Origin of the sequence: Flavobacterium sp. (genome assembly GCF_043778725.1) — a bacterium.
Taxonomy (GTDB): Bacteria; Bacteroidota; Bacteroidia; order Flavobacteriales; family Flavobacteriaceae; genus Flavobacterium.
The window spans coordinates 1-24,761 of sequence record NZ_JAYWFT010000054.1 but is presented as its reverse complement, the minus strand read 5'-3'; the positions used below and the strand labels follow the sequence as shown (position 1 = coordinate 24,761).

Sequence of the window (24,761 nt, the reverse complement as noted above, 5' to 3'; positions counted from 1 at the left end):
ATTAGCCAATTTCTTTTTTCATTAAATAATGTAATCCAATATCGGCTATAGAAAATGGATTTCCAATTTTGTTATATCCTAGTTTCTCATAAAACGGAACAGCTTTTTCACGTGCATTAAACCAAATAGTGATATTATTTTCATTTTTAATGAACGTTTCACAATGCTTTACCAAATCTTCACCAAACCCTTTTCTTTGAAATTCTGGCAAAATCGCCATTCCTCTTATTTGAAATTGATTTTGAGTATTAAAAATAGTGTTTTTATTTTTAAAAAACGACACAACGCCTATTAAATTTTCATCAATAAATAATCCAAAATGATTAGTAGTAGATAAATCATCACCATCAAATAGGCAACTTTCTAGAGGTTTTCCTTTTCTTAAAACAGGTTGCCGAACTAAAAAAGTGGCGGTTGAACTAATATTTTGTATTTTTTTCATAAAATTTTTCACTGCAAAGAAACCGATAACAATTTAATAATAAAACTTTTACAAGGATAGAATTTTGTAGAATTATTTCTATATGAAATTTTTTTAAAAAAAACTTGCATCAAAACAAACAATTGTTTTATATTTGCACTCACAAAAGCGGAAGTAGCTCAGTTGGTAGAGCTCCAGCCTTCCAAGCTGGTTGTCGCGAGTTCGAGCCTCGTCTTCCGCTCTGCTAAAACCCGAATCAAACGATTCGGGTTTTTTGTTTTTAATTAGTTTCCTAAAAAACTAAAATCGGTTTCTGGATTTAATTCCTCCGGATTTAGATTTTGTCTAAACAATCTTGCAGAGAAAGTGCCTTTCAATATTATTTTTTCTCCTTTTACATCCAACCAACTTCCTTCGCGCAAACCAAGGACAGCAGTTGCATTAAAGGCATGAAATTCTTTAATTCTAGTTTCGCGAGTTTCTCCCATGTGTTTACTTTGTATATCGGCATCCAAATAATGTGGGTTTAAATTAAAAGGAATTGCTCCTAGAGTTGTAAAACTTGGCGGATAAATTATAGGCATATCATTAGTAGTTTGCATAGATATTCCAGTAATGTTACTTCCAGCACTTGTGCCAAGATAAGGAGTTCCATTGGTAATCACTCTAGATAAAACTTCCATCACATTGTTTTCATACAATTGCGTTACTAAAAGAAAAGTATTTCCGCCTCCTGTAAAAATTCCTTGTGCGTTATTTATTGCTTCTTCTGGATTTTTAAAAGTATGTAATCCTATTACTCTTTTATTGATTTTGGCAAAAGCCGTTTTAACTTTTCCTGTATATTCATCATGCGATATTCCTCCCGGACGCGCATACGGAATGAAAATTATGGTATCGCAATTTTTATAATGATGTTCTAATGTAGGTAATAAATAGTCTAAGTAATCACCTCCATGAAGCGTAGATGTACTTGCAATGATTAAATTTTTCATGGGTTATTAAATTTTTCATCAAATTTACAAATTAATAATTAACATAAATTTACAATTGCTTTGGCTAATTTTTTGGAGTACTTTCAAATACTTTTACCCTCAACAAAAAGAACCTCAATCGCTTTGCAAAAAAATATAATCTATTTCTCCCTTTTTTTTATAGTTAGTGCAACTTATGGTCAAAGCACGCCAACTGGAAAAAAAATTTACGGAAAAGTTACTGCCGACTATAATGATCTAGAAGGCATTTATATTGTAAATCTAAAAACCGAAAAAGCAACTCTAACCGAAAGAGGCGGATATTTTGCAATCAATGTGTCTATTGGCGATACATTACTTTTTTCATCGGTACAATTTAAAGGATTGAAAGTAGAAATTCAAGATAAAGATTTTAATAAAGAACTGTTTTTTGTAAAAATGGAAACTTTAGTGCGGTTGCTAGATGAGGTACGAATTAATGAATATAAAAATATTAATGCTGTTTCCTTAGGTATTATTCCTGCAAGCACAAAACATTATACACCTGCCGAAAGAAAACTTAAAACAGCTTCAGATAGTGATGCCCAATTTGGTACTGACACCAAGGTAGGCTTAGACCCTTTAATTAACTGGATTTCGGGAAGAACAGCGATGCTCAAAAAAGAAGTTGAAGTAGAGAAAAAAGAAACATTATTGGATAAAATTGAAGGATGGTATGAAGAAAAATATTTCCTAGAAACGTTGAAAATTCCTGAAGAATATGTAAAAGGATTTCAGTTTTATATAGTAGAAGATTCTAAATTTGTTGAAGCAGTGAAATCTAAAAATAAAACTATGGCAACCTTTATCATGAAAGAATTGGCAGTAAATTATAAAGAATTGTTGGCTACAAAATAATTAATATAAGAGGTGTAGGCAATTATTTTAAAATTTGTGATCATTTTAGAGAAATAAAAAATAGAAAAGAGTAACTTTATAAGTGTATTTAAAACAAGGCTTTATTATGAAAACAATTTACAAAGTAGTAGTGTTAATTTTATTCTTTCAGATTGGTTTTTCTCAAAATTCATTAAGAAAAATAGTGCATGGTCAAGCAGTAAACGATTCTATTCGAGTTAAAAATGTGGTAGTTTTTAATATAAATACCAACAAAGGCAAGATTGTAAATCCAGATGGTTCGTTTGAGGTTTTAGCTAAAGCAAAAGATACCCTGGTTTTTTCTAGTTTATCTTACAAGCCAGTAAAAATGGTTCTTACTCAAAAGCAAATAGACGATCCTATTTTATTGGTACTCTTAGAGGTTTTTTACAGCCAACTAAATGAAGTTGTCATTAATAATAAAAGCGCACACCCAATTGGTGGCAAATCTCAGAAAATAGTTGATAAACAATATGTTGCCGATGCAAAGTCTTCTCCTAAAAACCAATATATTTATGATGGAACAATTGTAAATGGTGTAAATTTTGTTCGGTTGTATAAAGATGTTTTAAGTGTTCTAAAGAAAAAAAATCCAAAAAAATCCAGTTTTACTTCCCAATCCAACTTTACAGAAAAAGCTTTGCAACAGACAAACTATACATTTTTTACAAAAACACTAAATTTAAACGACGAAGAAATTAAACTTTTTTTGATGTATTGTGAAAATGATATTGAAGCAAACGCTGTTCTTAAATTAAAATCCGATTTCGAATTGATGGATTTTATGATAAAAAAAAATAAAGAATTTAAGAAACTTAAGCAGTCATAACCAATATTTGTACACATGGCAAAACATATACTTTTATTTTTAATTTTTTTACCAATGCTTTCGTTTTCACAAAATGAAAGACTAAAAATATTGCGTGCTATTATAGTTTCCGATTCTATTCAAGTAGAAAGATTATCAGTTGTAAATGTAACTGCCGAAACTTTTACAATCACAGATGATTTGGGTCAATTTTCAATATTTGCCAAAGAAGACGATGTGTTAATCATATCAGGTGTTGCCTTTGACTCAAAAGAAATTATATTAAAAAATTCCGATTTTAAAGAAATGATTTTTAAAATCCATGTCAACATTAAAGTAAATCAACTCGACGAAGTAAAAATAGCACCTTTTAAATTATCTGGTGATTTAGTTTATGATGCTAAACGAATTAAACTAAAACCAGCGTTTAAGGTAGAATTGCCCAAGTTGGATGTTTCTAAACTTGAAATTACAGGTGTAAGTGTTAGAACTGTAAATATGTTCGAACCCAAAAAAATGAATGGCGTAGATTTTATAAAAGTAGGAGGAATGGTTGCCGATTTATTTAAAGGTTCATCCAATACATTTAAACCAATTCCTGAAAAAATAATTACTTATGAAGAATTTGTAACGCAAACTAAAGTAAGATTTTCTACAAATTTTTTCAAAGAAACTTTAAAGCTTGACGAAGATCAAATCAATCTTTTTTTAACATATTCTTTTTCAAATGAAATTCAGGCTAAAAAACTTCTAGATCCTAGCAACGGTTTAGCTTTTATGGAATTTATGATTGCCAAAAGCGAAGAGTTTCATAAAAAAAATTAAAAAACTATCTAATTTAAGTACTTTTGAAAATGCCAAAAATTGTCCGAAATACACTGCTCATAGTTCTTTTAGTTAGTCTGTCTTCTATGGCAGTACACAAATTTTATATGTCAATTTATCAGATAAATTATGCGCATCAAAAAAAAATGATTCAAATCACCTCTCGCATTTTTATTGATGATTTGAACGTTGCTTTAGAAAAAAAGTACCACAAAAAATACTTTATCGGAACCGATAGAGAAACAGCAGATGATGAAGTTGCAATGAAAAAATACTTGTCTGAAAAATTTATTTTAAAAGTCAACGGAACTGTCAGGCCAATGAGTTTTCTCAGTAAAGAAGTAGATACAAATGTGTTGGTTTGTTATTTCAAAATTGCAGATGTTTCTAAAATAAACAAACTTGAAATAGAAAATAGCGCTTTGACAGAATTGAATGACGAGCAACAAAATATTATTCAAGCAAATATTACTGGAGAAAAACAAAGTTTACTTCTTACGTCAGAAAACTTTAAAGGAATGTTAAAATAATTTCAATCCCATAATCTTACTTAAAAAACAATTACTTTTATATCCTTAAAAAAAATTAGGTATGAAGAGCAATTCGTCTATTTTAAAATTCGGTTTTTTATTTTTTACACTTGGAGTTTTAGCACAAGAAACCCCAAAACCAGCAGTTCAAAGTGAGAAAAACCCTGATAAGTTTAAACAAATGTACGATTTGTTGGCAACGCCCAATATGTATCGTACCGCTTCTGGCGCACCTGGACCAGAATATTATCAGCAACAAGCCGATTATAAAATAGATATTGAACTCGACGATAAAAACACAAAATTATACGGTCAAGAAACCATTACATATACCAATAATGCCAAAGAATCACTAGATTATCTTTGGGTGCAATTGGATCAAAACCAGCAATCTCGCAAATCACTTTCGCCTTTGGTAGAAAGTAATAAAACCGATCCGGCAATGGGTGTTCAAGGATTTTCTAGAAAATATCTTGAAGCCGATTTTGATGGCGGATTTAATATAGATTATGTAAAAGATGCTTTGGGAAAACCCATGCAATATACAGTCAATCAAACGATGATGCGTATTGAGTTGCCTAAAGTCTTAAAGCATGGCGAGAAAATTTCGTTTTCTATAAAATGGAATTACTTGATAAATAATTATACATTAGATGGCGGTCGTTCAGGCTACGAACATTTTGATAAAGACGGAAATAATCTTTATATTTTAGCGCAGTTTTATCCAAGAATGGCAGTTTACAACGATGTTGAAGGTTGGCAAAACATGCAATTTTGGGGTTCAGGAGAATTTGCTTTGCCTTTCGGAAATTTTGAAGTTAATATTACAGTTCCAGCCGATCATATTCTAGAAGCTACTGGAACATTATTAAACAGAGCTGAAGTTTTTACTCCTGCACAACTTGCTAGATATGCGCAAGCAGAAAAATCGTTTGATAATCCAGTAATTGTAGTAACACAAGCCGAAGCCGAAGCATCCGAAAAAGGATTTTCTGACAAGAAAAAAACATGGAAATTTAAAGCAGAAAATGTTCGTGATTTTGGAATTTCAACTTCAAGAAAATTTATTTATGATGCGACGGCTGTTAGAACAGGAAAGACAGTTTCTATGGCAATTTCATTATATCCTAAAGAAGGAAATCCGCTTTGGGAACAATATTCTACTAGAATAATTGCACATACTTTAAAAAGTTATTCAAGCTACACATTTGATTATCCTTATCCAAAAGCAATTTCTATAAATGCAAGAGATCAAGGTATGGAATATCCAATGATTTGTTGGAATTATGGTCGCCCAGATGCAGACGGAAAATATACAGACCAAACAAAATACGGAATGTTGGGCGTTATTTGTCATGAAGTTGGACACAATTTCTTTCCAATGATTGTAAATTCTGATGAGCGCCAATGGACCTGGATGGACGAAGGTTTAAATTCATTTATGGAGTTTCTCGCCGAATCTACTTTTGATCCAAAATTCCCATTGCGTCGTGGTCCAGCTAAAAATATTGTACCTTACATGAGTGGCGATCAAAAAGGATTGGAACCAATTATGACCAATTCTGAAAGCATTCGCCAGTTCGGTAATAATGCCTACGGAAAACCAGCAACAGCATTAAATATTCTTCGTGAAACTATTATGGGACACGAATTGTTTGATTATGCATTTAAAACATATGCTAATAGATGGAAGTTTAAACATCCAACTCCAGAAGATTTCTTTAGAACAATGGAAGATGCATCGGCTGTCGATTTAGATTGGTTTTGGAGAGGTTGGTTTTATTCTACCGATGCCAATGATATAGGAATTAAAGAAGTGAAAAAATATTTTGTAAGCAATGAACCTTCTAAAGAAGTTACAGAGTTTATGAAAACTAGACGTCGTCGCGATTCTAATCCTGGTCCAATGGTTTACATGATTGCTGACGGAAGTGAAGATTATAAAACAGAAATGAATAAACCATTCAAAATTTCAGATTATAAAGCATTAGATGATTATGTAAACGAACATTTCTCTGCCGATGAAAAAGCAAAACTAAACGAACCTAAGTATTTTTATCAAGTTACTTTTGACAAACCTGGTGGATTGGTTATGCCAATTATTGTAGAATTAACTTATGAAGATGGTACTACAGAAATTCAAAAATTTCCAGCTCAGATATGGAGAATGAATGATAAAGAGGTAAGCAGAACATTTGCAACTCAAAAAGCGATTACTAAAATTCAAATCGACCCAAAATTGGAAACAGCCGATATTGATGTAACTAATAACACTTGGCCAAAAGAAGAAGTAAAATCAAAATTTGATTAAGAACTTCGTAACTTTGCAATTCAATAAATAAAAAAATCATGTTTGGAATAGGAGGAGGCGAATTAATTTTCATCATTTTTATAGCATTAATGCTTTTTGGAACCGATAAACTTCCAGAAGCGGCTCGAACTTTTGGTAAAGTTATGGCCAATCTAAAACATGCTACAAATGAAATAAAAAGTGAAATCCAAAAAGGTGTAGATGCTAACGGATTGGATATTTCAATGAATCAAATAACAAATACTTTTACAGCGGAAGTAGATAAAGTAAAAGAAAGTGTTACAGCTAATGTTCCAGATTTAGGGACAAATGTTTTAAATGATGCCTCGGCAAGTGTCACTAAAATAAAAGAAGATTTCGAAAACATTACCGGACCAATAAAACGTCAAATGTAATGCTCGATAAAATCATTGCACTTGATAAACAATTGCTTGTTTTCTTAAACGGATTAGGTTCGCCAACTTTTGATGGACTTTGGCTAATTATTACAAAACAAGCTTATTGGACACCTCTTTTTTTGTTGATTTTTTATTTAGTAATTAAGAAAATTGGTTGGAAAAACTTTTTTATTGCTATAGGATTCATTGCACTTCTCATACTTTTGTGTGACCAATCTGCCAATCTGTTTAAAAATCATTTTCAGCGCTTACGTCCATGCAATGATCCACAAATAAAAGATATTATTAGAGTTGTAAAAGGTAGTGATTCCTTTAGTTTTTATTCGGGACACGCTACAAATTCTATGGCGACTACCGTATTTATATTTTTAATAATTAGAAAATATTACAAATATGTAGTCTTGTTGTTTCTATTTCCTTTAATATTTGCCTACAGTAGAATTTATCTAGGATTGCATTTCCCAATAGATATTTTAACAGGATATGCCTTTGGAGCACTTTACGGATCGCTGTTTTACAAAGTCTATCAAAAGTATTTTATAAAAGATTAAATAACTCTCGAAACGGTCAAGCCATCACGAATTGGAAGTAAAACGGTTTCAACTCTCGGGTCATTGTTAACTATTTGATTGTATTCCAATAATATTTTCGTGCTCATGTCTTTAGGGTTTAGTTCTTCCAAAACTTTCCCACTCCAAAGTACATTGTCCGATAGAATTATGCCGCCTTTATTCATCATAGGAACAATCATATTAAAATAATTGATGTAATTTTCCTTGTCAGCATCAATAAAAACCAAATCGTATTTTTTATTTAAAGTTGGAATAATTTCTAAAGCATCACCCAAATGCGCAGTTATTTGACCTTTCCAAGACGATAAATCAAAATATTTTTGTTGTATAGAAACCAATTCTTCTTTTACATCAATCGTGTCTAAAGTTCCCTCTTTTTGCATTCCTTCGGCTAAACATAATGCTGCATAACCAGTATAAGTTCCAATTTCAAGGATGTTTTTCGGATAAATAATTTTAGATAACATACTCAAAACGCGTCCTTGAAAATGACCACTCAACATTCTTGGTTGCAAAACTTTTTGATGGGTTTCTTTAAATAATTTCACCAACAATTCGGGTTCGTTTTGTGAATGTTGTTCTACGTAATTTTCTAATTCTTCAGATATGAAATGCATGATGTTTTATTTTATTGCAAAATTACAAATTACCAAACACAAATTACCAAATCAACAAATTGTTTTACCTTTGCACAATGATTGATAAAAAAGACATTCGCGCTATATCCAAAGAACAACTTCGAGATTTTTTTGTTGCCAATGGCGATAAAGCATTTCGTGGCAATCAAGTTTATGAATGGTTGTGGAGCAAAGGCGCACATTCATTTGAAGACATGACTAATGTTTCTAAGGAAACTCGTGCCATGCTTGAAGCCAATTTTGTTATTAATCACATCAAAGTTGATACCATGCAACGAAGCGAAGACGGAACGGTAAAAAATGCTGTTAGACTTCATGACGGTTTGGTGGTAGAAAGTGTTTTAATTCCAACAAATACAAGGACTACAGCTTGTGTTTCATCGCAAGTTGGTTGCAGTTTAGATTGTAATTTTTGCGCCACAGCACGATTAAAAAGAATGCGAAATCTTGAACCTGGCGAAATCTACGACCAAGTTCTTGCTATAGATAACGAAAGTAAATTATACCACAATCGTCCACTTTCTAATATTGTTTTTATGGGAATGGGCGAGCCGTTAATGAACTATAACAATGTCATCAAGGCAATTGACATGATTACTTCCGAGGAAGGATTAGGAATGTCGCCAAAACGTATTATGGTATCGACATCTGGAATTCCGAAAATGATTAAAAAAATGGCCGATGATGATGTGAAATTCAAATTGGCGGTTTCTTTACATTCAGCAATTGATGAGGTTCGCGCTAGAATTATGCCTTTTAGTTCTAATTTTCCACTTAAAGATTTGCGTGAATCTTTAGAATATTGGTACCGAAAAACCAAAAGTAAAGTTTCTTACGAATATGTCGTTTGGAAAGGAATCAACGACAATAAAGAAGCGGTCGATGCACTAGTCAAATTCTGTAAATACGTTCCGTGTAAAGTAAATTTAATTGAATACAACCCAATTGATGATGGCGAATTTCAACAAGCATCAGAAGAATCGGTAAACTTATACATCAAAGAACTTGAAAAAGCTGGTATTGTTGTAAAAGTTAGAAGAAGTCGCGGAAAAGATATTGATGCAGCTTGCGGTCAATTGGCCAATAAAGAAGCATAGCTTTTCTAGAAGCGAATCGCTTGGGCATTTTTTGCAATCCTTTTTCCTGCTTTACATTCCAATCTTTTCTAACTCCGACAGAGTTCACAACTCTGTCGGAGTTAGAAAAGGATTTCCATTTCAATCAGTGCTAATTAGATTTTGTATTGAATAAAGTTAAGATTATAACAACAACTTTTTTTCTTAAAACAAAAAGCGTTATTTTTGTATTCAATAATGAACATCACTTCGCAAATAAAACAACCCATTCAGGATGAAATGGAACTTTTCGAAAAAAAGTTCTACGAGTCAATGTCTTCCAAAGTAGCGTTGTTAAACAGAATCACCTATTACATAGTAAACCGAAAAGGAAAACAAATGCGACCAATGTTTGTTTTTTTAACAGCCAAAATGATTTCTGGCGGAACGGTCGATGAACGAACCTATCGTGGCGCTTGTGTAATTGAGTTAATTCACACCGCAACTTTGGTTCACGATGATGTAGTGGATGATAGTAATCGCAGAAGAGGATTTTTCTCTATCAATGCGCTCTGGAAAAATAAAATAGCCGTTTTAGTTGGCGATTATTTACTTTCAAAAGGATTGTTGCTTTCGATAGATCATGGCGATTTTGATTTACTTAGAATTATATCTGTTGCTGTGCGCGAAATGAGTGAAGGCGAATTACTTCAAATAGAAAAAGCAAGAAGATTAGACATTACAGAAGATATTTATTACGAAATCATCCGACAAAAAACAGCTACACTTATTGCTGCTTGTTGTGCACTTGGCGCAAAATCGGTTTCAGATGATGAAGTTCAAGTAGAAACCATGCGTAAGTTTGGCGAACTTATAGGAATGGCTTTTCAAATAAAAGATGACTTATTCGATTACACCGATGAAGCCATCGGAAAACCAACCGGAATTGACATCAAAGAACAAAAAATGACCTTGCCATTAATCTATGCTTTAAACAATTGTACTTCTAAAGAAAAAAGTTGGTGCATCAATTCGATTAAAAATCACAACAAAGACAAAAAACGTGTTAAAGAAGTAATCCAATTTGTAAAAGACAAAAACGGATTGGACTATGCCGAACAAAAAATGGCGCAATTCCAACAAGAAGCACTCGCTTTGATTCAAAATTTCCCAAATTCTATTTATAAAGACAGTTTGATCTTAATGGTTAACTATGTTATTGAAAGGAAGAAGTAATTAGATAATTAGATAATTAGATAATTAGTGTAATTATTTGCCATGCTTAAATATTTGATATTGTGGGTTTTATAATTATCTGATTATCTAATTGAAAAATTATCTAATTAATCATGCAACCATTTTACAAATACAATCGTCTATGCTAATAGAAGTCTGAATTAGTTTGTTAGGTAAATCCTAAATAATAAAATCCTAATTCCTAAATCAAAAAATGAAAGTAATCAACTTACATCAAGAAGAAAAAGAATTAATCGAACTGGCTGTCGAGAATAATCGTCATGCTCAACATCAGATTTATTCTAAGTTTTCTCCAAAAATGTTAAGTGTTTGCAGACAATATATAAAAGATTTGCATCAAGCAGAAGATGTCATGATAACTGCTTTTATGAAAGTCTTTACCAATTTAAAAAATTTCAAACACGAAGGAAGTTTTGAAGGTTGGATTAGACGAATAATGATTAACGAATGTATTTCTTTTATAAGAGTTCAGAAGAAAGTAAAGTTCATTGAAGACGAAAATTATTTCGAGGAAAGTTTCAATAATATAGAAAGTCAGTTTTCTGTTGATGATATTCAATCTTTAATAGATAGTTTGCCCGATGGATATAAAATGGTTTTCAATTTATATTGTATAGAAGGATTCAAGCATCAAGAAATTGCAACTTTATTAAATATTAATGAAGGAACATCAAAATCGCAATTATCGCATGCTAGAAAAATGTTGCAGGAACAAATTAATACCTTAAAAAATTACGAAAATGGCACTGAATAAATTAGAAACCCAAATAAAAGAGCAATTGAACGCTCGCGAAATCAAACCAACCGAAATATCTTGGGATAGATTAGACGCAATGTTATCTGTAGCCGAAGAAAAAAAAACAGCACGTTCACCTTTTCTTTCGTCTCGATTTATTGGAATTGCTGCCAGCGTTTTGGTATTGGTGTCGCTTGGTTTGTTTTTCTTCAATCAAAAAGAAATCGTTGTTAAACCAGAAGAGAATGTGGTAGTAAACGAAGAAGTAAAACAAAATAATTTGAAACAGAACACAAACTCTATTAACGGAAATTCAGGCATTGACAATAACGGTTTAGAAGGATTTGATGAGCAAGTAAAACAACGAGCTAATCAACAAAAAGAAGAAAATAAAACAATTATCACACAATCATCAAAGAGTTTCAATCAAAACAATCAAAAAACAACAGTAAATCCGATCATCAATCAAAACAAAGAAATTCAATTTCAAAACAATGAAGTTGTCGCTCAAAAAGAACTTCCAGTTCTTGAATCTAAAAAAGAAATTGTTTCAAAGCCAAGTACAGTAAACGTTGACGATTTATTAGCATCAGTTGAAAAAACACCAAAATCAACACTAAAACCTAAAGTAAAAGTAAACGCCAACAGTCTTTTGTCTCAAGTCGACGGAGAATTAGACCAAACATTTAGAGAAAAAGTAATAAACAGAGTTAGTAAAAATTACCAAGAAGTAAAAGTGGCACTAGCCAACAGAAATCAAGAATAAAAATCATCAATTAATCATTTAAAAATCAATCATTATGAGAAATTTTACAATTTACTTAGCACTATCACTATGCTTTTTTGCAAGCAAATTGGTAGCACAAGACCAGGGCAAAAAAGAAGAAAGAGAAATGCAAACTTTTGAAGCCAAAGCCAGAGTTATTGGAGACAAAATAGAAAAAATTACTGCCGAAGAAAAAGCTACATTAAAAATTGAAGTTGAAGAAGTAAACGTTCAGTTAGAAAAAGGAACAATTACTAAAGAGCAAGCTGATTTTAAAAAGAAACAATTAGCTGAAGCTAGAGCAACAATTATTGAGAACAGAATTGCGGTAGCTCAAGAAGAATTGAAAGATTTAGTACAGGCAAAAGTTGATGGAAAATTGGCAGAATATTCTAAGAAAAAAAATTTCGGATCTTTTTCTGTTTATAGAACAGACACCATCAAAAAATCTGAAAAAAGAACAACTTCACAATTTGTGTTTGCCGCAGGTGTAAACAATTTAGTTACAGACGGAAAAGTTGCAGGTTCTGATTTTAGATATTGGGGTTCACATTTTTACGAATGGGGAAACACCTACAATACTAGGTTGCTTAAAAACAATAATTTATTGCATTTAAAATATGGATATTCTGTGATGTACAACAACCTTCGTCCAACAGATAATAGAGTTTTTGTTAAAAGTGGCGACCAAACCAATCTTCAAGTAAACGGAATTGATTTAGACGATTCTCGTTTTAGAAATGTGTATTTAGTTGCGCCATTGCATTTAGAGTTTGACTTTTCTAAAAACAAATCTAAAGACGGAAAAGCATTTTTTCAATCCCACCAAAGTGTTCGTTTAGGACTTGGTGGTTATGCCGGACTTAGAATCAAATCGAAACAATTTCAAAAATTTGAAGATGTAGACGGAAACGATATTACAGTTAAAGAAAAAGGAGATTTCAATGTAAATAACTTTGTTTATGGAGTAAGTGCCTATCTTGGATACAAAGAAACAAGTTTGTATGTAAAGTATGATTTGAATCCAATGTTTGAGAACAACGCAGTGAAGCAAAACAACATTTCATTAGGAGTTCGATTCGATTTCAATTAAAAATTTGTTTAGGTTAGTTATATTTCTACCTGCAAGGTTTTTCTAGAACCTTGTAGGTTTTTTTATTTAAAAATTGGTAACTTTAAACCCTTAAACTTTAAACAATTTTAAACTAAAATTTTGATTACCAAAGAAACCATAGATAAAGTTTACGAAGCGGCTCGAGTAGAAGAAGTTATTGGCGATTTTGTATTGTTAAAACGCGCCGGTAGTAATTTTAAAGGACTGAGTCCGTTTTCAGATGAGCGTTCTCCTTCGTTCATGGTTTCGCCTGCCAAAGGTATTTGGAAAGATTTTAGCTCAGGAAAAGGAGGAAATGCTATTGCGTTCATCATGGAGCATTCGCAGTTTACCTATCCAGAAGCCATTCGGTATTTAGCCAAAAAATACAACATCGAAATTGAAGAAACTGAGCTTTCTGATGAAGATAAAGTAGTTGCTAACGAACGTGAAAGTTTGTTTTTGGTTTCTGAATTTGCATCCAAATATTTTCAAGATATTTTGTTAAATTCTGAAGAAGGAAAAGCGATCGCACTTTCTTACTTCAAAGAACGCGGATTCACTAACGAAACTATCAAGAAATTTAGTTTAGGATATTCACCTGCAACATGGGATGCTTTGACCAAAGAAGCACTCGGAAAAGGGTATAAATTAGAATTTCTAGAAAAAACAGGATTGACAATTGTTGGAGAAGACAAGCAATTTGACCGCTTTAAAGGTCGTGTAATGTTTCCAATTCAGTCCATGAGTGGACGCGTTTTAGGATTTGGAGGACGAATTTTAACTAACGATAAAAAGGCAGCCAAATACCTCAATTCGCCAGAAAGTGATTTGTACCATAAAAGTAAAGTTTTGTACGGAATTTTTCATGCCAAACAAGCCATTGCCAAACAAGATAATTGTTATTTGGTTGAAGGTTACACCGATGTTATTCAAATGCATCAAGCCGGAATTGAAAATGTGGTTTCTTCGTCTGGAACAGCTTTAACACCAGATCAAATTCGTTTGATAAATCGTCTGACAAAAAATGTTACCGTACTTTTTGATGGTGATGCTGCAGGTTTGCGCGCTTCCATTAGAGGAATCGATTTGATTCTTGAAGAAGGAATGAACGTAAAAGTTTGCACATTTCCTGATGGTGAAGATCCAGATAGTTTTGCCAAGAAAACGCCTTTGCAAGATTTAATCCAATATTTTGAAGAAAATGCTATGGATTTTATCCAATTCAAAGCATCACTTTTAATGAAAGATGCCAAGAATGATCCTATCAAAAAAGCCGATTTGATTCGTGATATGGTTGCCAGTATTTCTAAAATTCCAGACAGAATTAAACGCGAAGTTTATATCAAAGAAACGTCTAGAATTATGGATATTTCCGAAGATGTACTTTTTAACACCTTGGCACAACTTGTTAAAAAGGACGTTAGCGATTTAGGAAAAAAACGCAAAGAAGAACAAACGGCATTTGAAGTTCATAAAAATGAAAATCCAATTATTACTGCCAATGTCGATATTCAATATGAACTTGAACATAAAATCATCGAAATTTTACTAATTTACGGAAACGTAGAAGACGATTTTGAAGATGTTTTACTTAAAGCAAATGAAGCTGGCGAAATGGTTGAGGTTACAGAAATGAATAAATATAAAGTTCATCAACGCATTTTCTTGAGTTTGCAAGAAGACGAAACGGAATTAGCAAATCCTTTGTTTAAAGATATTTATAATGATTTGATTGCCTATTTTAATCACAATGAAACCTTTGAACTAGAAAAATACTTAACCCAACTTGCTCCAGAATTATCGCAAGAAGTAACCTCAATTGTTATGAACGATGAGCGCGACGTACTTCACGATTGGGAGGCAAAAAATATTTTTGTAAAGTCTAAAGATAAAACTATAAGTCAATATGTTTCCGAAACCATCTTAACGCTACGTTGGTTTTTAGTAAATAAAATAATAGACGAATTGAAATCTTCAATAACACAACAATCAGAAATTGATAATTCAGAAACGCTATCTATGGTTGTAGATTATCTAGGATTGACCAATATGTTTTCTAAAAAACTGGGTAGAGTTATTTCTAGACATAACTAGATAAATATAAAAAAAGCAAAAAATTCCAAATTCCAATCTATAATCAATTGGAATTTGGAATTTAAAAAATTCGAATTTCTTTACACAATATCCAAAGTCTTAGCTTTATTCACTAAATCTACTAAATTAGTAACATTCAGTTTCTGCAAAAGTCTTAATTTGTAAGTCGAAATTGTTTTTTCATTCAATTCTAGAACTTTCGAAATTTCGTTATTTTTCTTTCCGTCACACAAGTAACGCAAAACTTCAATTTCTCTGTTAGACAATTTTCTATACAGTCGTTCGCTTTTATTTTGTTTAGCAATAAGCGCTAAATTTTTCTTTATAGCATCGCTCATCATTATTATTCCTTGATGAACACGAATTATTGTAGTTCCAAGAGTTTCAAGTTTAGATGATTTATGAACAAAACCAGAAACGCCAGCTTTTATAGCATTAGGTGCATATATTTGTTCGTTCAAGCTTGTAAAAACTAAAACTTTAGTGTTGGGAAAACTTTTAATTATTGCCTTCAATTCATAGATACTTTTCAATCCATCCAATTCAAGATCAATAATTAAAACATTAATTTCCTTATTTCTAAGCGCATCAGGAACCATATAAAAACTACCCACATTAGATACGACACTAATTTCTGGATGGTCTTTAAAATATGATTTTACGCCATAATGAACCACGGGATAATTATCGGCAAGACAAACATTTATCATAATTTTAATTTTTTTGGAAACACTTATTTTGATAAAATAAATGTAAAGTTAAGCAAAAAAATGCAATTAATTGTAAGTCAACTCCATTTTATATTCTAAAGGCGTCTGGAATCTCACATACTGGTATTGCATTCATCTTATGTTTATTTACGAAATTTAATCGTTTATAGATTTCATAAACAACTTTTTCCCTTACAGAAAAAGCATTTTTGTCACTTCCTTTTTCCACTGCTAGCATTGCCCACTCTAGCTCGTCATAACTTGCACCAAGTTGATCTTCGTCTGTTCTATTATCACCAAACAATCCGTCTGTTGGCGCAGCTTTTTGTATAGATTCTGGAATTTTTAAAAACGCTCCAAGCGCATAAACATCACTCTTCATCAAGTCGGCAATCGGACTCAAATCTACACCGCCATCGCCATATTTTGTATAAAAACCAACGCCAAAATCCTCTACCTTATTTCCAGTTCCAGTTACCAAATAACCATGAATACCAGCATGAAAATATAAAGTAGTCATCCTCAATCTAGCTCTTGTATTAGCCAACGATAAATGGTACTTTGTCGCATCTGTTGCATGCGGCATCTCTGTTTTAAAAACCTCGTATACTTCAGTTAAATTAGATGCTACACTACTCACATTAGCAAACCTCTTTTTCAATTGATCAATATGTTCGCGACCACGACTTACTTGATTCTCAGCCTGATGAATTGGCATTTCAACACACAACGTAGGAAATCCAGTCTGTGCACATAGTGTAGAAGTCACCGCAGAGTCAACTCCACCAGAAATTCCCACAACAAATCCATTCACTTTTGCGTTATCAGCATACGTTCTCAACCAATTTACAATATGCTCATTTACTTTTTCAACCTCAATTGTGCTAGTTTTTGACATTTTATTTAGAAATTTTAAAAATCCGTAATGTATATTTGCAAAAATAATAAATTTTTTAAAGCCATTTCCTGCTATTCGCTTCAATCTTTTACAATTATGCCTTGACTATCTAAGATAAAAAAGGAGCTTCCTGCAGTCGCTCTTTTTTATCAAGATATTCTAAGCCATAATTATAAAAGGATTTTCGCTACTATCACGGCTAGTTCAAGTAAAATTAAACAATTAGTTACTTAAATAAAATTATAAACCATAAAAAAAAATAAAAAAGCAACAAACACATAATCTAAAATGAAAAAATACCTCATATTTATTCTTATTGTCATTTTTTACTCCTGCGATAAAAAAACCAAAGTAGAAAAAGCAGTAGAAGAAATTCCTGTCTCAATGAAGTTACACCGCTTTGAACAAGCTTTCTTTGAGGCCAACCCAAACGATTTAACATCTGTTAAAGCTCAATATCCCGATTTTTTTCCTCCAGGAATTCCAGATACGGTATGGACAAACAAAATAAAAAACACACAATGGAGAGAGTTGTACACCGAAGTAGAAAAAAAATATAAAAACTTTAGTTCCCAGCAACAAGAAATTGAAGACCTCTTTAAACACATAAAGTATTATTTTCCAACAGTCATTACACCACAAATTTATACTGCAATTGGCGACATGAACGACCAGTATAAAACAATATATGCCAAAGACAAATTGATAATTGCACTAGAATTATACTTGGGTAATGAACATAAATTCTATTCAGATTTTCCAGTCTATTTGAGACAAAATTTTGAGCAAAACCAAATTCTGCCCGATGTAGTTTCTAGTTTTGCATCTGGCGTATTGCCTGCTCCAACAGATAAAGACTTACTATCACTAATGATTTACTCAGGTAAAGAACTTTATCTAAAAGATATACTTTTGCCCAATTATTCAGATGCAAATCGCATTGGTTATAAAGAAGAACAAATAAAATGGTGCAATGAAAACGAAGCCTACATGTGGGAATATTTTATTAATGATAAATTATTATTCAACTCCGATGCTAAATTGCCCAACCGATTTATAAACCAAGCACCGTTTTCTAAATTCTATTTGGAAATAGACAACGAATCGCCAGGAAGAGTAGGACAATGGATAGGATGGCAAATTGTACGTGCCTTTATGGAAAACAACCCACAAGTTACCGTTCAAGAATTAATAAAAATGGATGCAAAACAAATTTTTGAAAAATCTAAATACAAACCTAAAAAATAATGAGCACAATAACTTCAGAAATAAAATTCTTAGTAGAATTAGACGAAAATAGAGTTCCCGAAAAATTAACTTGGACAGCACAAGATGGTGGCGTGCAACTAGAAGAAGCCAAAGCCATGTTATTGTCCATTTGGGACAGCAATACCAAAGAAACCTTGCGTATAGATTTATGGACTAAAGACATGCCGGTAGACGAAATGAAAATTTTCTTTCACCAAACGCTAGTTGCCATGGCAGACACTTTTGAACGTGCAACACAAGATGAAACAATGACCGCGACAATGAAAGACTTCTGTGATTATTTTGCAGAAAAATTGGAATTAAAAGCATAAAAAAAAGGTTCTCTCTGAGAACCTTTTTTGGTTAAAATGTATATCCTAATCGAAGGTGTAAATCTCCAATTAAGTTTTTATTGGAGCTGTAGTTTTTATCTAAATATTTAACATAACCCAAACCAATTCCGGCTTCATAAGTAAAATGATCTCCAAGAGTTCTCTTTATTCCCCATTTCGGAATAAATGATATTTGAGAAATGACATTAAATTTTGTGCTGTTCACGCCAGGAAAATAATGAATTCCTAACGTTAAAAAATCAGCGCTATTTTTAGAGATGTTTTTGTTTTTCGAAGCTCTTTCAGATAGATTATAATACCATCTTGGCTCTAATGAAAATGATGGTGCAGATATTAATGTTGTTCCATTATGAATTTCTCCGCCAATTAATCCGAAATTTACTCCAAGTTCAGATCTTAAACTAAATTCATTGGCAAGCTTAAATTCATTGTGAGCCCAAACGCCTAATGTGCCAATTTGAATTCCAAAAATTGATTTTTCAACGCTACTAGTTTTTTTTTCTTGAGAAAATCCAACTTGTGTTAACGATAAAATTAAACATAAAAATAGAGTTTTTTTCATAAAAGTGAAATAAAATTAATAAATAAAAAGGCTAATCTATTTTTTTTTTCATTAATTTTAATGTTTTAACAAAAAATTAAAACTCATTCAAATCTTTGTAAACATCAACATTAATTTCTTCTATATAGTTTAGAAGCGCATCTTTTCCTGTTCCTTCTGTTGCTGAGGTTATAAAGTATGGAGGTATTTCTTCCCAGTTATTAGCATGAAGTTGTTTTTTGTATGCAGCAATGTGTGAGTCAATTTTGGTCTTACTTACTTTGTCTGCTTTTGTAAAAACTATGCTAAACGGAATTTCACTTTCGCCCAAATATTCTAAAAATTCTAAATCAATTTTTTGTGCCTCAAGACGAATGTCTATTAGAACAAAAGCACAAACAAGTTGTTGTCTGCTTTCAAAATAATCGGTAATAAATTCTTGAAATACTTGTTTTGTTTTCTTAGAAACTCTTGCGTAACCATATCCTGGTAAATCGACCAAAAACCAATTAGAATTAATTTTGAAATGATTAATCAATTGTGTTTTTCCTGGTTTTCCAGATGTTTTGGCCAAATTTTTATGATTGGTAATCATGTTTATTAGCGATGATTTTCCAACGTTGGAACGGCCAATAAAAGCATATTCTGGCAAACGTTCCGTAGGACATTTACTTACGTCAGAATTACTAATTATAAATTCGGCAGTATTAATTTTCATATGTTTAAAATTTATTTGTCAGCGCTAACATATGGTATTGATTTTTTATCATAGGTGTTTGCTTACGCAAATTTGTCAATTGCGATTTCATGATTATTTGGGTAGGTTTTTCAAAGTTTCACTTTTTTCATTCAACCATACTTCAAGTAATCTATTGAATTCATCAGGATGCTCCATCATTGCTGCGTGTCCGCATTTGTCAATCCAGTATAAGGTAGAGTTGGGCAATAATTTTTCAAATTCTATTGCTACTTCTGGCGGCGTAACAGAATCGTTTTTTCCCCAAATTATACATGTTGGAATATGCATTTTTGGCAAATCTTTCGCCATGTTATGTCTAATAGCACTTTTAGCTATTGTTAGTGTTTTTATAAGTTTGATTCGGTCGTTTGCCATAGCATAAACTTCATCAACTATTTCTTTGGTAGCTATTTTTGGATCATAAAAAACAGCTTCTGCTTTTTTCTGAATATATTCATAATCGCCTCTTCTTGGGTAACTATCGCCCATTGCGCTTTCGTAAAGTCCAGAACTTCCTGTAATTACAAGCCCAAGCATTTTCTCTGGATACATTTTTGCATGATACAAAGCAATGTGTCCTCCAAGAGAATTTCCTAGTAAAATGACTCTTTCGTAACCTTTAAAAGTGATGAAATCTTTTACGTATTTAGCGAAAGCTTTAACATTAGTTTTTAAAATATTTTGAGTATAAATTGGTAATTCTGGAATGACAATTTTGTAGCCTTTTTGAGAGAAATATTCTGCAACACCATCAAAGTTGCTTAATCCGCCCATTAGTCCATGCAAAATCACAATTGGCGTTCCTTCTCCAATTTCTAAATAGCTGTATCGACCTTCTTTTTTAATGTTTTTATTCATTTTAAAAACCTTTTTTTCAATTGTTACAAATATAGGTTTTTATCTATAAAATCATAGTATTTACTTAAATATTTAGGTTATTAAATTGGTTTGTTTTAGTTTTTATAAAGCATCTGTAAAATTGTAATTGTCAACATTTCAATTAGTTATTTTGATTAATCTTGAAATGATGGGTTTTTTAATTTTTATTAAATATTTCGCAATAAAATCTGCTATCTCTTAATTTTTTTTCTAATAGTGTAACGATTCTTAATATTCTGTTAATTATCATCAGTTCAGAGTGTAAATCTTTCAAAATCATTTTTTCTAAAAGTGGTAAAACTTATTAACAAAGTGGTATTTTGTGGTAAATTGTGGTAAAATATTTTATATTTTTGCTCAAATCATTTAATAACTAATTTGTTGAACTCAATAATCGGAACATACGAGTGTAAAGTTGACGCCAAAGGAAGGTTGCTTTTGCCTGCGCCTTTCAAAAAGCAACTTGCTGCTTCGCTTCAGGACGGATTTGTCTTGAAACGTTCTGTTTTTCAGCCTTGTCTGGAATTGTATCCAATGAGTGAATGGAATTTAATGATGCAAAAAATCAATAAACTCAACCGATTTGTAAAGAAAAATAACGACTTCATTCGTCGTTTTACTGCAGGTGTAAAAGTGGTTGAAATTGATAATTTAGGACGCTTACTTGTCCCAAAAGATTTAACAAGTTTTGCTCAAATTTCTAAAGATATTGTGCTGTCTTCTGCGGTAAATATTATTGAAATTTGGGATAAAGATTTATACGAAAAAGCAATTGATGATTCTGTTGTTGACTTTGCCGATTTGGCCGAAGATGTAATGGGAAATGTAAATGACGACGACAATGGAATATCATAATCCGGTTTTATTAAAGGAAACAGTTGATGGTTTAAATATTAAGCCTGATGGTGTTTATGTAGATGTCACTTTTGGTGGTGGCGGACATTCAAAAGAAATTTTGAGTCGCTTAAATGCTAATGGAAAATTGTTTGGTTTTGATCAAGATGAAGATGCTTGGGGAAATGCTTTGCCAGATGAAAGGTTTACTTTAATTCAAGAAAATTTTAGATATATAAAACGTTTTTTACGATTTCACGGAGTTAAGCAAGTAGACGGAATTTTAGCCGATTTAGGTGTTTCATCACATCAATTTGATGTTCCAGAAAGAGGTTTTTCTACACGTTTCGATGCTGGTTTAGACATGAGAATGAGCAAACGAAACGAATTGGATGCCTACAAAGTAATCAACGAATACGACGATGCTAACTTGAAGAGGGTTTTTCTTGATTATGGCGAATTGAAAATTGCTCCTGCGCTTTCAAGAACAATTATTGAAGCGCGAGAAATAAAAGCTATTGACACAACAGACGATTTGAAATTTATTTTACAACGTTTTTTGCCTGACCAATTTAAGAATAAAATATTAGCCCAAATCTATCAAGCCGTCCGAATTGAAGTGAATCAAGAAATGGATGTGTTGAAAGAATTTCTAGAGCAATCATTAGATATTTTAAAGCCAGAAGGAAGATTGAGTGTTATTTCGTACCACTCATTAGAAGACAGATTGGTGAAAAGATTCATGAAAAACGGAATGTTTGAAGGTGAACCAGAAAAAGACTTCTTCGGAAATTTTTCTGTTCCTTTTAAATTAGTTGGAAAGTTAATCGTTCCATCTGATGATGAAATCAAAATCAACAATAGAGCAAGAAGTGCAAAATTAAGAATAGCGGAGAAAAAGTAACCAGTGTACAGTCGCAGTTTTCAGTTTCTAAATAACTGATAACCAACAACAGATAACAGAAAATGAAAGGTGGAGTTTACAACATATTAAAAGCTAGATTTCTTGTCAATGAAGACGCTACCAAAAACTGGCGTTTCATTTTGTTTATAGTGGTTTTAGCTATTGTTATGATTGCCAATACACATCGTTTTGAACAAAAAATTTTCAGAATTGCTGATTTGACAAATGAAGTAAAAGAATTGCGTTCAGAATTTGTAGACCGACGTTCAGAATTGATGAAACTTAAAATGGAATCTACGGTTTCTAAAAAAATGGAGGCTAGAAATATTTTTCCATCTCAGGTTCCACCACAAAAAATTAAAGTTAAAAAAACAGAAGAAAAAAGTTTCTTTAAAAAATTATGGCAGTAGAAGATAAACATATCTCTTACAGAATTTATCTGATGGCGTTCATCATCTTTTTGATGGCGTGTGCAGTTACTATAAAACTAACTAATATACAGTGGGTTGAAGGTGACTATTATAGAAAATTAGCCAAAGACAGAACGGTAAAAACTTTTGTGATTCCGGCAAATAAAGGAAATATTTATTCGGCAGATGGAAGTTTGTTGGCAACATCAATTCCAAATTATACCATCAGATTTGATGCTGTAGTTCCAAAAGCTGCTGATTTTGAAAAAAATGTAAAACCATTATCTGATAATTTGTCAAAATTGTTAGGTAAACCAAGCTCGGCATACGAAGCGCTTCTTAGAAAAGCAAGAGCAAATAAAAACCGATATACTTTGGTTGCCGAAGATTTGAGCTATACCGAATATTTCAAAATAAAATCATTTCCATTATTTGAAAAAGGAGCCAATAGAGGCGGAATTATAATTGAACAAAAAACAGTTCGCGAACATCCTATTGGGATTATTGCCGAAAGAACTATAGGTTATGATAGAATAGACCAAGATGGTCTTCAAAAAAGAGTAGGAATTGAAGGCGCATTTGGAAAATATTTGAATGGAAAAGACGGAAAAATTCTAAAACAAAAAATTGCAAAAGGACAGTGGAAACCAATTCGAGATATCAATGAAGTTGATCCTCAAGATGGTTACGATGTGATTTCTACCATTGATGTTTACATTCAAGATATTGCGCATCATGCACTTTTAAAACAGTTAGAAGAATATGGAGCAGAACATGGTTGTGTTGTTGTTATGGAAACCAAAACAGGTCAAGTAAAAGCAATTTCAAATCTTGGAAGAGACGAAAAATCGGGTAATTATTATGAAACAATTAATTATGCAGTTGCCGAAGCTCACGAGCCAGGTTCAACATTTAAGTTGGTTGATATGATTGCTCTTTTAGACGATAATAAAATTGACACCAGTAAAGTTTATGACAGTCATGGCGGAACAATTGTTTTTAGAGGAGATAAAGTTAGAGATTCTCATGATGGCGGTTATGGAAAAATTTCAGTAGGACGTGGTTTTGAAGTTTCTTCTAATACAATTTTAGTTCAGGCGGTTTATGAAAATTATAAAAATAATCCTGAGCAATTTGTAAACAGAGTAAATAATTTGGGTTTAAACAAACCATTAGGATTACCATTTCAAGGAGAAGGAATTCCTATTGTGCACCAACCATCAGACAAAAGTTGGTATCCTAATATTTTACCTTGGATGGCTTTTGGATATAATGTTACAATGACTCCTTTGCAAACCTTGACTTTGTATAATGCTGTTGCAAATAACGGTGAGATGGTAAAACCACAATTTGTATCAGAAATTAAAGAGTGGAATAAAACCATTAAAAAATACGACAAGCAAGTTATCAATCCGAAGATATGTTCTGATGAAACTATAAAAAAATTGAAATCGCTTTTACAAAATGTTGTAAAAAGAGGGACAGGTGCTAAACTCTATTCTAAAGATTTTTCAATGGCAGGAAAAACAGGAACAGCACAAGCAAATTACGGAACAAATGGCGGAAATGATAAACATTATATTTCATCGTTTGTTGGTTTTTTTCCAGCTGAAAATCCAAAATATTCTTGCATTGTTGTGGTTCACAAACCAAATACATCAAAGAATAATTATTATGGCGCCGATGTTGCTGGACCAGTTTTTAAACGAATTGCACAAAAGATTTTTACCGATGCACCATCAACAAACGAGATTAAAAACTTGGATAAAAAAATCGCAAAACAAGAAAATAAATACCAAGAATATTTTACAAAAGCACAGAATGTAAACAATACCATTCCAAATTT

Annotated in this window: 27 protein-coding genes and 1 tRNA gene; 20 read left to right on the top strand and 8 right to left on the bottom strand. The window is 32.0% G+C overall.

Features of this window, described 5'->3' with window-relative positions:
- Nucleotide 1 precedes the first annotated feature (1 nt).
- Nucleotides 2–442, bottom strand: a complete 441-nt coding sequence (locus tag ACH2CG_RS04670) for a GNAT family N-acetyltransferase (protein ID WP_395062694.1) — start codon at nucleotides 440–442, stop codon at nucleotides 2–4.
- Between the two features lie 147 nt (nucleotides 443–589).
- Between ACH2CG_RS04670 and ACH2CG_RS04665 the strand changes: the two genes are divergently transcribed.
- Nucleotides 590–662 (top strand) — tRNA-Gly (locus tag ACH2CG_RS04665).
- Nucleotides 663–705: 43 nt separating this feature from the next.
- On the opposite strand, the gene pepE is transcribed toward ACH2CG_RS04665, so the two are convergent.
- The gene (gene pepE, locus ACH2CG_RS04660) at nucleotides 706–1,416 is read right to left on the bottom strand and encodes a dipeptidase PepE (protein ID WP_395062692.1); all 711 of its coding nucleotides are present in this window, start codon (nucleotides 1,414–1,416) and stop codon (nucleotides 706–708) included.
- 123 nt (nucleotides 1,417–1,539) lie between these two features.
- Here pepE and ACH2CG_RS04655 point away from each other — a divergent pair, with 123 nt between their 5' ends.
- The 7 genes from ACH2CG_RS04655 to ACH2CG_RS04625 all read left to right on the top strand — a co-directional run bounded on the left by ACH2CG_RS04655 (nucleotide 1,540) and on the right by ACH2CG_RS04625 (nucleotide 7,736).
- Nucleotides 1,540–2,292 carry a hypothetical protein gene (locus ACH2CG_RS04655; protein WP_395062690.1) on the top strand — a complete coding sequence of 251 codons (753 nt, stop codon included), beginning with the start codon at nucleotides 1,540–1,542 and terminating at the stop codon, nucleotides 2,290–2,292.
- A 106-nt stretch (nucleotides 2,293–2,398) separates the two neighbouring features.
- Entirely contained in the window at nucleotides 2,399–3,142 is a 744-nt protein-coding gene (locus tag ACH2CG_RS04650; protein ID WP_395062688.1) for a hypothetical protein, read from the top strand.
- 15 nt (nucleotides 3,143–3,157) lie between these two features.
- On the top strand, nucleotides 3,158–3,946 hold the full coding sequence (locus ACH2CG_RS04645) for a hypothetical protein (RefSeq protein WP_395062686.1): 789 nt from the start codon (nucleotides 3,158–3,160) through the stop codon (nucleotides 3,944–3,946).
- A 29-nt stretch (nucleotides 3,947–3,975) separates the two neighbouring features.
- Nucleotides 3,976–4,476 (top strand): DUF6702 family protein, encoded by a 501-nt coding sequence (locus ACH2CG_RS04640; RefSeq protein WP_395062684.1) that lies wholly within the window; start codon nucleotides 3,976–3,978, stop codon nucleotides 4,474–4,476.
- A gap of 61 nt (nucleotides 4,477–4,537) precedes the next feature.
- Nucleotides 4,538–6,787 carry a M1 family metallopeptidase gene (locus ACH2CG_RS04635; RefSeq protein WP_395062682.1) on the top strand — a complete coding sequence of 750 codons (2,250 nt, stop codon included), beginning with the start codon at nucleotides 4,538–4,540 and terminating at the stop codon, nucleotides 6,785–6,787.
- Between the two features lie 38 nt (nucleotides 6,788–6,825).
- On the top strand, nucleotides 6,826–7,182 hold the full coding sequence (locus ACH2CG_RS04630) for a twin-arginine translocase TatA/TatE family subunit (protein WP_395062680.1): 357 nt from the start codon (nucleotides 6,826–6,828) through the stop codon (nucleotides 7,180–7,182).
- Complete coding sequence (locus tag ACH2CG_RS04625; RefSeq protein ID WP_395062678.1) at nucleotides 7,182–7,736, top strand: phosphatase PAP2 family protein; 555 nt, start codon at nucleotides 7,182–7,184, stop codon at nucleotides 7,734–7,736. The genes ACH2CG_RS04630 and ACH2CG_RS04625 overlap by 1 nt, the downstream gene beginning before the upstream one ends.
- Here ACH2CG_RS04625 and ACH2CG_RS04620 read toward each other — a convergent pair.
- Nucleotides 7,733–8,374: an O-methyltransferase gene (locus ACH2CG_RS04620; RefSeq protein ID WP_395062676.1), complete on the bottom strand. Its 642-nt coding sequence runs from the start codon at nucleotides 8,372–8,374 to the stop codon at nucleotides 7,733–7,735. The genes ACH2CG_RS04625 and ACH2CG_RS04620 overlap by 4 nt on opposite strands.
- 77 nt (nucleotides 8,375–8,451) lie before the next feature.
- Here ACH2CG_RS04620 and rlmN point away from each other — a divergent pair, with 77 nt between their 5' ends.
- The 6 genes from rlmN (at nucleotide 8,452) to dnaG (ending at nucleotide 15,399) form a co-directional block, all read left to right on the top strand.
- On the top strand, nucleotides 8,452–9,492 hold the full coding sequence (gene rlmN, locus ACH2CG_RS04615; RefSeq protein ID WP_395062674.1) for a 23S rRNA (adenine(2503)-C(2))-methyltransferase RlmN: 1,041 nt from the start codon (nucleotides 8,452–8,454) through the stop codon (nucleotides 9,490–9,492).
- Nucleotides 9,493–9,708: 216 nt separating this feature from the next.
- On the top strand, nucleotides 9,709–10,686 hold the full coding sequence (locus ACH2CG_RS04610) for a polyprenyl synthetase family protein (RefSeq protein WP_395062672.1): 978 nt from the start codon (nucleotides 9,709–9,711) through the stop codon (nucleotides 10,684–10,686).
- A gap of 214 nt (nucleotides 10,687–10,900) precedes the next feature.
- Nucleotides 10,901–11,461, top strand: a complete 561-nt coding sequence (locus ACH2CG_RS04605; RefSeq protein ID WP_395062670.1) for an RNA polymerase sigma factor — start codon at nucleotides 10,901–10,903, stop codon at nucleotides 11,459–11,461.
- Entirely contained in the window at nucleotides 11,448–12,209 is a 762-nt protein-coding gene (locus ACH2CG_RS04600; RefSeq protein ID WP_395062668.1) for a hypothetical protein, read from the top strand. The genes ACH2CG_RS04605 and ACH2CG_RS04600 overlap by 14 nt, the downstream gene beginning before the upstream one ends.
- Nucleotides 12,210–12,243: 34 nt before the next feature.
- Nucleotides 12,244–13,302 (top strand): hypothetical protein, encoded by a 1,059-nt coding sequence (locus ACH2CG_RS04595; protein WP_395062666.1) that lies wholly within the window; start codon nucleotides 12,244–12,246, stop codon nucleotides 13,300–13,302.
- A 120-nt stretch (nucleotides 13,303–13,422) separates the two neighbouring features.
- Entirely contained in the window at nucleotides 13,423–15,399 is a 1,977-nt protein-coding gene (dnaG, locus tag ACH2CG_RS04590) for a DNA primase (protein WP_395062664.1), read from the top strand.
- A gap of 80 nt (nucleotides 15,400–15,479) precedes the next feature.
- On the opposite strand, the gene ACH2CG_RS04585 is transcribed toward dnaG, so the two are convergent.
- Together ACH2CG_RS04585 and nadE are read right to left on the bottom strand one after the other, a co-directional pair.
- A complete protein-coding gene (locus ACH2CG_RS04585) occupies nucleotides 15,480–16,109 on the bottom strand; it encodes a LuxR C-terminal-related transcriptional regulator (protein WP_395062662.1) in 630 nt (209 codons plus the stop codon).
- 88 nt (nucleotides 16,110–16,197) lie between these two features.
- Nucleotides 16,198–17,007 carry an NAD(+) synthase gene (nadE, locus tag ACH2CG_RS04580; protein ID WP_395062660.1) on the bottom strand — a complete coding sequence of 270 codons (810 nt, stop codon included), beginning with the start codon at nucleotides 17,005–17,007 and terminating at the stop codon, nucleotides 16,198–16,200.
- A gap of 288 nt (nucleotides 17,008–17,295) precedes the next feature.
- On the opposite strand from nadE, the gene gldB reads away from it, so the two are divergent.
- Together gldB and gldC are read left to right on the top strand one after the other, a co-directional pair.
- Entirely contained in the window at nucleotides 17,296–18,255 is a 960-nt protein-coding gene (gene gldB, locus ACH2CG_RS04575) for a gliding motility lipoprotein GldB (protein ID WP_395062659.1), read from the top strand.
- Nucleotides 18,255–18,587 carry a gliding motility protein GldC gene (gene gldC / locus ACH2CG_RS04570; RefSeq protein ID WP_395062657.1) on the top strand — a complete coding sequence of 111 codons (333 nt, stop codon included), beginning with the start codon at nucleotides 18,255–18,257 and terminating at the stop codon, nucleotides 18,585–18,587. Before gldB ends, gldC begins: the two co-directional genes overlap by 1 nt.
- A gap of 31 nt (nucleotides 18,588–18,618) precedes the next feature.
- On the opposite strand, the gene ACH2CG_RS04565 is transcribed toward gldC, so the two are convergent.
- From ACH2CG_RS04565 to ACH2CG_RS04555, 3 genes are all read right to left on the bottom strand, one after another.
- The gene (locus tag ACH2CG_RS04565) at nucleotides 18,619–19,170 is read right to left on the bottom strand and encodes a hypothetical protein (protein WP_395062655.1); all 552 of its coding nucleotides are present in this window, start codon (nucleotides 19,168–19,170) and stop codon (nucleotides 18,619–18,621) included.
- A gap of 76 nt (nucleotides 19,171–19,246) precedes the next feature.
- Nucleotides 19,247–19,867 (bottom strand): ribosome biogenesis GTP-binding protein YihA/YsxC, encoded by a 621-nt coding sequence (gene yihA / locus ACH2CG_RS04560; RefSeq protein WP_395062653.1) that lies wholly within the window; start codon nucleotides 19,865–19,867, stop codon nucleotides 19,247–19,249.
- A gap of 93 nt (nucleotides 19,868–19,960) precedes the next feature.
- The gene (locus tag ACH2CG_RS04555; RefSeq protein WP_395062651.1) at nucleotides 19,961–20,746 is read right to left on the bottom strand and encodes an alpha/beta fold hydrolase; all 786 of its coding nucleotides are present in this window, start codon (nucleotides 20,744–20,746) and stop codon (nucleotides 19,961–19,963) included.
- A gap of 402 nt (nucleotides 20,747–21,148) precedes the next feature.
- On the opposite strand from ACH2CG_RS04555, the gene mraZ reads away from it, so the two are divergent.
- The 4 genes from mraZ to ACH2CG_RS04535 form a co-directional block, all read left to right on the top strand.
- The gene (mraZ, locus tag ACH2CG_RS04550; RefSeq protein WP_395062649.1) at nucleotides 21,149–21,622 is read left to right on the top strand and encodes a division/cell wall cluster transcriptional repressor MraZ; all 474 of its coding nucleotides are present in this window, start codon (nucleotides 21,149–21,151) and stop codon (nucleotides 21,620–21,622) included.
- On the top strand, nucleotides 21,597–22,505 hold the full coding sequence (rsmH, locus tag ACH2CG_RS04545; protein WP_395062647.1) for a 16S rRNA (cytosine(1402)-N(4))-methyltransferase RsmH: 909 nt from the start codon (nucleotides 21,597–21,599) through the stop codon (nucleotides 22,503–22,505). The genes mraZ and rsmH overlap by 26 nt, the downstream gene beginning before the upstream one ends.
- A gap of 62 nt (nucleotides 22,506–22,567) precedes the next feature.
- A complete protein-coding gene (locus ACH2CG_RS04540) occupies nucleotides 22,568–22,915 on the top strand; it encodes an FtsL-like putative cell division protein (RefSeq protein WP_395062645.1) in 348 nt (115 codons plus the stop codon).
- Nucleotides 22,906–24,761 (top strand): peptidoglycan D,D-transpeptidase FtsI family protein (locus tag ACH2CG_RS04535; RefSeq protein WP_395062643.1); only part of this gene is annotated, 1,856 nt, incomplete at its 3' end. The genes ACH2CG_RS04540 and ACH2CG_RS04535, both read left to right, overlap by 10 nt.